The organism is Bacteroides sp. RTP31139st1_H2_RTP31139_211217 (genome assembly GCF_040227615.1).
In the GTDB taxonomy this organism is placed as follows: domain Bacteria; phylum Bacteroidota; class Bacteroidia; order Bacteroidales; family Bacteroidaceae; genus Bacteroides; species Bacteroides uniformis.
Genome location: NZ_JBCNZM010000141.1, coordinates 3,247 through 12,903, shown reverse-complemented (window position 1 = coordinate 12,903; position 9,657 = coordinate 3,247). Strand labels below are relative to the sequence as shown.

12 protein-coding genes are annotated in these 9,657 nt (G+C 49.0%); 2 read left to right on the top strand and 10 right to left on the bottom strand.

Translation table 11 applies throughout. The features are described from left to right. From ABUA47_RS18705 to ABUA47_RS18660, 10 genes are all read right to left on the bottom strand, one after another. Positions 1 to 879, bottom strand: an 879-nt coding sequence (locus tag ABUA47_RS18705) for a hypothetical protein (RefSeq protein ID WP_349831882.1), incomplete at its 3' end; no start/stop codon positions are given. A 40-nt stretch (positions 880 to 919) separates the two neighbouring features. Continuing rightward, positions 920 to 1,447, bottom strand: a complete 528-nt coding sequence (locus ABUA47_RS18700; protein ID WP_004293630.1) for a hypothetical protein — start codon at positions 1,445 to 1,447, stop codon at positions 920 to 922. A 5-nt stretch (positions 1,448 to 1,452) separates the two neighbouring features. Beyond that, a complete protein-coding gene (locus tag ABUA47_RS18695; RefSeq protein WP_004293629.1) occupies positions 1,453 to 1,692 on the bottom strand; it encodes a hypothetical protein in 240 nt (79 codons plus the stop codon). A gap of 4 nt (positions 1,693 to 1,696) precedes the next feature. Continuing rightward, positions 1,697 to 1,909, bottom strand: a complete 213-nt coding sequence (locus ABUA47_RS18690; protein ID WP_004293628.1) for a hypothetical protein — start codon at positions 1,907 to 1,909, stop codon at positions 1,697 to 1,699. A 480-nt stretch (positions 1,910 to 2,389) separates the two neighbouring features. Then, a complete protein-coding gene (locus tag ABUA47_RS18685; protein WP_004293627.1) occupies positions 2,390 to 3,469 on the bottom strand; it encodes an IS110 family transposase in 1,080 nt (359 codons plus the stop codon). A 155-nt stretch (positions 3,470 to 3,624) separates the two neighbouring features. Further along, entirely contained in the window at positions 3,625 to 3,882 is a 258-nt protein-coding gene (locus tag ABUA47_RS18680; RefSeq protein WP_004303959.1) for a hypothetical protein, read from the bottom strand. 16 nt (positions 3,883 to 3,898) lie between these two features. Next, complete coding sequence (locus tag ABUA47_RS18675; protein ID WP_004303960.1) at positions 3,899 to 4,291, bottom strand: hypothetical protein; 393 nt, start codon at positions 4,289 to 4,291, stop codon at positions 3,899 to 3,901. 270 nt (positions 4,292 to 4,561) lie between these two features. Continuing rightward, complete coding sequence (locus ABUA47_RS18670) at positions 4,562 to 4,933, bottom strand: hypothetical protein (RefSeq protein WP_008672695.1); 372 nt, start codon at positions 4,931 to 4,933, stop codon at positions 4,562 to 4,564. A gap of 65 nt (positions 4,934 to 4,998) precedes the next feature. After that, positions 4,999 to 5,571, bottom strand: coding sequence for a hypothetical protein (locus tag ABUA47_RS18665; RefSeq protein WP_004303961.1), 573 nt, complete (start codon positions 5,569 to 5,571; stop codon positions 4,999 to 5,001). A gap of 231 nt (positions 5,572 to 5,802) precedes the next feature. Continuing rightward, the gene (locus ABUA47_RS18660) at positions 5,803 to 5,958 is read right to left on the bottom strand and encodes a hypothetical protein (protein ID WP_153880831.1); all 156 of its coding nucleotides are present in this window, start codon (positions 5,956 to 5,958) and stop codon (positions 5,803 to 5,805) included. Between the two features lie 1,505 nt (positions 5,959 to 7,463). Here ABUA47_RS18660 and ABUA47_RS18655 point away from each other — a divergent pair. Both ABUA47_RS18655 and ABUA47_RS18650 read left to right on the top strand, forming a co-directional pair. Continuing rightward, positions 7,464 to 8,255, top strand: coding sequence for a hypothetical protein (locus ABUA47_RS18655; RefSeq protein ID WP_004293621.1), 792 nt, complete (start codon positions 7,464 to 7,466; stop codon positions 8,253 to 8,255). Between the two features lie 534 nt (positions 8,256 to 8,789). Then, positions 8,790 to 9,657: AAA family ATPase (locus ABUA47_RS18650; protein WP_172725362.1), on the top strand; the 868-nt coding region annotated here is incomplete at its 3' end.

Genomic DNA, 9,657 nt, shown 5'->3' with positions numbered 1-9,657 from the left:
GCTTGCCCGTTCCTGCTGCTTTTCCCGCACCTTGCGGACGAGTTCGGGATACTTGAAGATTGAATGGCGTGCCGTGACGACAGGTTTCTTGACTTTGTCGTTCCACTCTCGCAGACGAGCGACGGCACGGTCGATGATTTCCACGTTGCCATGGTTGACATAGGTGGAGAGTCGCCCGGCGAGGTTGCTGACGAAGAGAGCCCGGCTATAGCCTCGTGCCGTACCCGTATCGATACCGTGAATGGTCGAGGCGGCATCGTCGATAAAGGCTTTGACCTTCTGCCACTCCTCCTCGAGACGCTGTTCTTCGGGCTTGGCCGCTTCGGTAGCCTTGCGAATCGCTTCGAGTGCACGTTCTCGCCATTCCCGGAACGCCGTGACGCTCTTGGCGTGGCTGTTGCAGGCCTTTTCGTTGCGGCCCGTGTTGAAGCGTGCAGGTCCCGTAATCATCGCGCTGGCACAACGGCTGTTGGCGGCGATCATGGCAGAGAAATAGCGTTTGTAGTTTTCCATGTAACGTTCCCGCTGCTGCTCGGGCATCGACTGCAAATCCTCGTGCAGTTCCTTTTCGTGCGAGGCGATGTCTGACTCACCCCGCTCGTCGGGTGAGAAGGAGGTGAGGTTGTAGGAGCTGCACGCCTGCTTGAAATATTCTTCCAGATAGCCCGGGTGCGCCACTTCCACAACTTCCCAGTCCTTGAAGTCCGCCGGGGCGAGGATTTCTTCCTTGCCCGGATTCCCTACAAGATGGGAATAGCTGCAATACCCGTGTCTCTTTCCCCTGAAAAGAAACGCTACCGGTTCGCTTTCCGGGGCATCCACACGCCGCACCATGGTCACACGATGGGCATTTTCCTTTGTCAATAATGTTGTTTCCATACCTTTCTTCTTGATTTCGTTATTTGATTGTTTCCGATTTTTATTGTTGCTTCATCCGGGCGGCATGGTCCATTACAGAGGCGAACCCCACCTCGATACCTATCTGGTATCCGCCCTTGATGGTCGATTCCAGCTCCGCCTCGCTTTCGATCAGGGATTCCGAATCATCGGCATAAAGCCTGTACAGGGAGAATACGTCTGCCTCCCATAGCTTCCGGGCATTTTCCGCCGATACAAGCAGCCACACGAAACCGTCCTCACGGGTTACCTTGACGGCGGCTTCGCTATGGCTCAGAGTCCGCCACTCCTTGATGTCCAGTGCCACCCTCCACACGATATACATCAGCGCATCGTGGCGGCTTTTAATATCAGGGGAATCGCACAGGCGGCTGGCCACATCTTTGAGTGTCCGGAAAGAGTCCGCCATGAACTGCTCCACGACATACGGCTTTTCGGCAATGGCGGAACAGGCATCGTCCGCCCTGCCTGATTCCGGAACGGTCTGAATATCCTCCTCTTCAAGGAAGATTTCACGGTGCAGGTAGTCCAAGTAGTAATATGATTTCATTCCGCTTATTCTTTGGGGGTGAAAGTGATTCTCGTGTGCCCGTCATAACCGAAGGACGGTTTCAGGCCGAAGGCTTCGGCATCACTGCTGATGCAGCAGATGTCCCAAATCTCCAACCCTCCGGCGCAGGTTATGACGGTATTGTTTTCAGATATTTGCGGCGACTTGTCTTTCAATGCAGCCCCGCCGCAGATGCCGCGTAGAATAACACCACGCTGGTGGGTAGTAAGTTCTTTCGTTTCCATAGACCTAATCTTTTGCTTTTACACCGAACATGTTCTCCATTGTACTGGCGAGGGCTTCCTTGAAACCGTCGCTTACGCCCCAGTATTCAAGTAACCCGTTGCCGATGACCTGCATCTGTTTGTCGGTGGGCATATCGCCATCATACCCGTATTCCTTGAGCAGGGCACGGCTGATGATGACACCTTTTATCTCGTTGATTCTATGTTCCTCTCCCATAGCCGTTAATACATCTTTACCCGCAGACCAGATATCTGCTTTCTCGTTATTTCTGTCATTTTCTTTATCCGTTTATAAAAGCATAGGGGCATTCCGCCCCCATAGTTGTTTTCCTGTTACAATCCAAATAAAATTGGATCAAAGTTTTCGGTTAAATTTGTTTTTATCTTATTTACAGCGTATTGCATTTCTTGGTGAACTTCTCGGCCAAAGGTCAAGGCACGAGAGCCTCCGCCGGCCTTTGATCGAGCCGGTGCGGAGGCACATCGTGCTTAACACCTTTGGCTCTCTCGAAAGCCGAGATTTCAGAACCCGAAAAAATCCTTCGATAAACAGATTTTCCTTAGCGGTCAGCTCTCTGCCGCATATCCCTTATTAGTTTACAAAGGCCAGAGGAGCAGATTATTTTAAGCGGACGTTAACGCCGCAACAACTATGTAGTATTCTCTCTGGGAAAATCCGTTTACCGGAAGGGTTTCTCTATGACACGATACTATTGACATATTCGGTCTGATGTTTCAGCACAAAGAATAGACGGTTTACCAGTTTGCGGGCGACCTTTACGATAGCTTTGCTCTTGGGCATCCGTTTGCATTGTTCCGTATAGAACAGGTTCATCGCAGGGTCTTGACGTACCGCCACCCATGCCGCTTCTATCAGGTTACAGCGCATAACGGCGTGTTTTCGTATGGTAATATCCCCCGTCCCATCTTTCTCTCCGCTGGAGTGGCACATCGGGATCATTCCGATATAGGCAGCCAGTTGTTCGGCATTGCGGAAGCGGGTTATGTCGCATATCTCGGAGAGGAACGCCATTCCCGTAGCCTGCCCGAACCCCGGAACGCTCATAATCAACCGCAGCGGTTCGCGGAATCGATCCGTCTTGGCCAATGTCCGTAAAGCCCGTGTCATCTCCAGTTTCTGACGGCGTAACTCTTCCAGATGCCGGATATGAATGTCGAGGGCCTGACGGCCGCTCGGGGTGAGCGTCTCTATCTCCTTCAACCAGGCGAAAAAGCGCTTCGACCAGTTGGAAAACGGAGTGAGAAACTCCTGCGGAATCTCGATGCCTAAATACCGAAGTTGAGACTTGAGCCGATTCTTCTGACGGGTCGTGTCTTTGGTTATCGAGTTCTTCAATCTTATCAAGGAACGCATCTCCAACGATACGCTGTCCGGCGTATAAATGCCTTTCAGCTCGTTGGCTCTTAAACTCCGCGCCAGCTTACCGCTGTCCACGGTGTCGGTCTTACGCAGCTTTTCGCTGCTCTTGGTCGGCACGTCGGCCGGATTGACCACGATGTTGTCGATCCCTAAGGCCGTCAGACGCTCGTGTATCCAAAATCCGCAGAAGCCCGCTTCGTACACCGAGTGATACTCGGCGCCCGGATAACTCCGAGTTAAAAATCCGTACAACGCTTCTGGGCTCGGATGCTGGCTAAACTTCTTCAATACGGAGGTTTCGGACAAGACCGTAACCGACCAACTCTTCAAATGGACGTCGATTCCTACATAAATCTTTTGTCCTCTGAAACTAATTTTGTTTCTTTGCTCTCTCATGGCTATCGTCGTTTTATTTAGTAAAGGTTTTGCAGCTTTAATCTAACCAAAATCTCGATAGCTTTTTCATTTATCCGCTATCATCGCGGCTTACCCTGATTGTAAACATAGGGATTATTAATTCATATTATTTTGCATGATTTTTTCCGGAACACCTATCCGGCATAGATGTACTTGAGCTTGGGCACTCCGTTCTGGAGCACGGTGAAGGCGTTTTCTTCCACCTGCACGTCCTTTGCCTTTGGCCACCATAGCCACGAGAGTTTCCCGTCGGGTTTGAGGAATGCCACGGCATTACCCTGCACTTTCCCGACCTCACGCACGCCGAGGTCTTTTCCGCCCTCGAACAGCCGGACACACCGCCACTTCGAGCCAAGCGTCATTTTCCGTTTCACGTCTGCTAATGTTTTCATACTCATTGCGTTTTTATTATTGCATATAAATTCTGCATTTCCGGTTGCACCGTCTCAGGCTGTCCGCCGAGAGCGGATAACTGCGGTTCAAATGGTCGGGAAACCCTTCTCGGAACATCAGCTCCGCCGTAGCGTACTCCTTGCACCATTTCCGCCGACGTCTCCCACGGGCAGGTCTCGTTTCCGGCATCCGCCTTTTCGGAGATTTCGGCACACGCCATTTCCCACCGACAAACACCGCTTCATATTCCCGTTGTAACACGCCGCTGCAATACGCCGCCACGCTGACAGCGGGCACACTTCCGAGCTGTCCCGTCGCGGCAAGGCTGTCAAGCGTATCGGTGGCAGCCTTGAAACTGGCAAAGCACCCGTAACTGCGGGTGCGCTTTGCGTCAAACACTTCTATCATATTTATTCGTTTTATTATTGGCACATCCGTTCTCCGCTTCCCCGCATAGGATAACAGCGGAAGCACGGCAGGCGGTTCCGCAGAACGCCAGACCGTGCTTAACCGTGTTATATACAAGGTAGGCACAACGCCTCACGGCGCAAGGAAGTCATATCGGAGGGAATTTTAGAAAAGTGCGGGCATTTCAGGGTGCAATCCTGACACAGTGTATATCAATGCCCGAAAAAGCGCGCACGCCCCGCAGTTTCCGCAGCACGTATGCGCGTCATGTTACTCGCCATCGTCCCCGCTGTCAATTCCGGCGGTGATGTTGCATATCTCCTGCAATGCCGATTCTATCTGCACAAGGTCGTCGATGTCGAACTTCACGGCATCGCAGTCCTTCTCCCACACTTGGCGGGCTATGAAGACGGCATCATGCAGCGACCGCTCGGACTCTTCCAGAGCGGTCTTCAGGTCGTCCACGGTGTACTCCCCGTCCTGCGGCGGAGGTACAGTCCCGGCACCGTTTTTTGCCGGGAAATTCTTTTCGCCTATCACGTTACAGTTGCTTTCGCCCGAAATGAAAAGCGCGTATTCTTGGCATACGCCACAAGAACACGCACTTACGACGGCAGATACGAAAAGGGCAGGCAGTCCCACACGTTCAGCGGGCTGCCTGCCGTCCTTTTGCCTTTTTCGGGCAGGTTTCAGTTACTCCGTTGCCCTTATGCCGCCTTTTTGCTTTCATCGGCAACCGTTCCGGCAGGCTGTTCCGCCACCTTTTCAGCCTTGCCGGTCTTGGTCGTTTTCTCGGCAGGCTTTTCGAGGTTGGCGAGGTTCGGGGCGAAATTCATGGCGTTGCGGATAGCCTTTGCAGCGGCATGGATTGTCTTTTGGAAATCACGGTTTGACTTCTCGAGGTCTACTTTGGTCGGCACAAGACCGATACGCGCCCAAACGCTGTCGGTAAGGTCGTACTTCTTGATACGATTTCCCGACTTCTCGCAGATGATGATTTCCGCAGGGGTTGTGGCACGGAATTTCGAGCGTATGCCGTCGGCATCGGCACGCAGTTTCTTTTCCTCCGCAATGGTGTGCCACATAGTTGCGACCATGTTTTTAATCACACGGAAAATCTCGTTGTCCGACTTGTCGGCAGGCTCAAAGTCCGCACCGAAAAAGTGCTGTGCCGTCTGCACGAGTTCACCGTCCTTGTTGGTAGAGTTGTAAACCAACATGATACCTGCAAACGAACCGATGTTTGCATACTGTTCCTTGTTCAATTTAGAAGTTGCCATAATGATAAAATTTTAGAAACACTGCGCAAAATCACGCATTGCGGGCACTCGGGGAGTCGAACCCCGAACTCTGCACCATAGCGCAAAGTGTGGCATTTCCTGCCACGCGCCCAAAAATTTGCCGTGCATTTCACCCTGCACGGCAAAATTTTTCGTAACTTTGTCGCACTTAAAACGTACCCCATAGCAGGCTATCCAAATGAGCGCATTTTCGGCATATCGTGTATCGGCTTACTCACGCATCACTCGTGTCGTGGCTCTGCGCTGCTTTACTCCAATTTCGGCAAGACGCTTCTCTGGCACGTCCCGGATCTTTCCCAATCCGGCAGCTAACTGTAAGGTGAGGCATTTAGGCGTTACCACCGAGCTGGGTATTGGGTATAGCATTGGCATATACATTTACCAGCGTCCTCTATGCGGATAGTTTTTACCGCTATCGTGCATTTTATTCCGAGCGCACAAGGGCGCAATTATGGCATTATTCTTACACGTCCTTTTTCCATACAACTCTCGCACTCCCAAATTTGCGTGCTTTGCGTATGCGGACTAAAAACACGTTTTTAGCCGTTCCAACTTGCTACATTGGTCTGTAGTCCTGCTCGGTGTGGTTATTTAACACCCTATTTAATCGCTCCAAAGCGAACAGGCGAATTTTTGATTTTCCAAGCCTCAAAAATAGGTTTCCCACAAAAAGGGCTTTTTGTTTCTCGCTCTCGGCGGTCTTTGCTTTTCTGTTTTTTAATTCTGTTTTTTACTATCTATTTTTTTATTCGTTTTTCTCCGTACTTGTTTGCCGTTTGTTTGGCTTTCGAGTACATGACTATTATAAAACCGTTTTTCAGAACTGCAAAACTTTTTGAGAAAAAAAATTTGGAACGTTCCAAAAACAGCCTTTTTGCGAATATGGAACGCACGCGCGCGAAGTGAATTTGTAAATAGTTGAATATCAATAAAATAGAAAAAATGATTTTCTTTGAAAAAAATTTTTCCTTTGCAAAAATCAAAAAAGCCCCGTTTCAACGTATGTATAAAATCAAAATCAGTTTTGTCTATTGATTATCAGATTATTAGCTGCTTAAAATGGATAAAATAGGACTGAAAAGATTTTTTTACTTTCAATTTGTAAGCAAAGATAATGTAAAAGACGTTTTTAGGCTTACTTTATACAAAAGTAAACCTAATAAATTATTGATATTCAATGGTGTAATAAAAATAAAAAGATTGGGGAGGGTGTACCCTCGGGTGCGGATTCGGTCTCTGTCCTCGGGCCGTTTTTTCAAGTCCGGTTTTCCAAAACGGCTCAAAATGCGGCTTTCGGATTGAAACTGTAAGCAGGTATCAAAAAATATACAGTAAAGTACTTGTATTTATCATGGTTGCTTAAGGTGCTGGTGTTCACCATGTCCCATATTTTTGAAATATTCTCATTTGTGGATGCCTGTCCTTTCAATTTTCACGGGTGTACAGACTTTCTGCACGATTTCCGGGTTCCGGCTTGAAGCTGTTTTTTAGATACGCTGAAAACGTATCAAAAAATATATAGAGACACGTCGGTATATTGACTGTTCTTAACCGGATTGGACGACGGAAAAGGAGGATGTGTATTCCTGTCATTCAGTATGTTCGGATATGCTTTTCACAATCGGACAATCTTGTAATGTTTTGTTCCTTAATCATATAGAATATACAGAACGAAGCTATCCACATGGATTCCGACTTATTTGTACGGTTTTTGTGACTTTATACAGGAAACCGTGGAAATGCAGAAGAAATGGGGTTCAGTTACCTGCCTTTTTGGTGAATTATACGTATATTTGCCGTATTGTATCCACTTATGTATGAAGTATGGCATTTTGCTGTTACAGGAAATATCTGGATAAAGAATCGAAAGAATGGAATCATATCATAAGAAGAAAATCGGGAGTATTCCGAAAGACAGCACGGGTGGGTCGTCCATTCGCAAGGGAATGGTCGTCTTCAACGGTGGGACATCGGAAACCGGACTTGTGGGAGATGTCACGGGTAATTGCGTGTCGGTTCCGGTAAGGATGACTGCGGGCAGAGAACTCGTTACCGATGACGCGGTCATGTTTCTGAATGATTGCCGGGAAGCGAGCGCAGAGCAAAAGATTGCCCTCCAACGCCTGCTGAACGAAGGCCATCTTGCATGGGACAAGCGCCGGGGTGTATGTTCGGAATCTCTCTATGCTCCCAAAGACGGACAGTTGGTAAAACTCAGTATCCTGGATGAGCATGTAATACTGGGGGCTTTCAAGGAAATCGACGCAAAAGGACGTGTTGTGCTGTATTGCCTGCTGGACGAAGACGGGAGCCTGCGCTATTCCCTGCATGAAACAGTCGGGTACGCGGTGAATCTCCAGATACTGCCTATCGGAACCAGTGGCCGTAGCAGGCTTTCCGATGCTCTACGCCAGAAAGGGCTTGCATGGAACGGACGGCTGAAGGAACTCGAACGGCTGGCAACACGTGTCAGACGCGGTGACAAGTACTATTACCTGAATGACATACTGGAAATCCGTGAATGCAGGGACAACAACAGGCCGGCGGACAGGAAACGGTTGGAATGCGGGAACTATTTCATGGAGCGGAGGGATGCCGAACTGGTACGTGACTGCGTGCGCTCTGTCGTAAGGCTGAACCGCGACAAGGATGCCAGACGGTAAGAGGGTGACGGTATAAGGTATTCGTTCTGTTTCTCTCTCTTGTATCTGGGGAGGAAGTGGTCCTTTAATCCTCATCTTATCCGTTTTCAACACTTTCCGATTCAAAAAAACAAAAAAACAGACGGCGTGCCGTCTGTCATGATTTGTTTCTTTTTTGGTATCTTTTTTCTTTGCGTCAAAGAAAAAAGTACATCTTTCTTCTTTCTTCTTGTATAATACTACTTATAGTATTGTTGCTACATTTGTAACACCCCTCCTGTCAGATACACGGTACATTTGTACCACATTGAGGGGAAAGATGTGGCGAATTTCGCGTCTTTCCACCCAAATTCCACTATCGGGAGCATGAATCGCAAGCCGATGTTGCCGCTTCGGAAAATTGCAGTCGCCTTTTGCAGGGCAGCATTGCAAGAACGAAAACGGTCTGATTTTCACGTGCAGGAAAATAACCGCAAAAAGAGATCCGATAAAACATCTATATATGAAAAATATCCCCTATATTTGCATAAAATTTACATATAACTGCGATATAATATGATTATTCAGTTCACAGTCGAAAATTTCCTTTCGTTCAAGGAGCCGGCGACCTTGTCTTTGGCTGCTTCCGCGCTGAAAGAAAAACAGACCCGGTCCGATGAGATTGTTTTTGAGCTTGAAGGTACGAACCTCTCTTTGCTGAAGAGTGCGGTCATCTACGGGGCCAATGCCAGCGGGAAATCGAATCTAGTCAAAGCGCTCGATTTCTTCAAATGGTTTGTCATCAATTCCTCCAAAGGCGTGCAGTCCGGCGAAAGCATACGGGTGGAAAGTTTCCGTCTCAACCGGAGGACGGAACAGGAGCCCAGTTATTTTGAGGCGGTCTTTGCCGACGAAACGGTCCAATACCGCTATGGGTTTGAAGTCGATGAAAAACGTGTACACCGGGAGTGGCTTTATCAAAAGGGCAACAAGCGCAAGGCAAAGGAGGTGGAACTGTTCCTGCGTGACGGCGATGAGTATGAACTGCATCCCAAATTTTCGGTCGGCAAAGAGGTTGTCGCCAAAAAAATGGTGCGCGACAATGCGCTGCTTCTTTCCGTGGCAGCACAGTTCAACGAAAGCGTCTCGGTGGAAATCATGGGATGGTTGGCCAACACCACGATTGTTCTTGGCAGCAGCGACGAGCGGATTTGGGAAATGGCGATAGCCCAGATCGATGATCCGTCCATGAAAAGGCGTATTGTGGAGTTTGCCCGGTTTGCAGACTTCGGAATCGACGACATACGCAAGGTTGACAATACAGTCATCAGTTCACACCAGCAATATGACGAGGAGGGCAACGCCACGAAGACGGTCACTTTCCCGTTCCGCGTAAACGAGTCGGAGGGTACGATCAAATACTTCTCGCTGGCTTATCCTATAA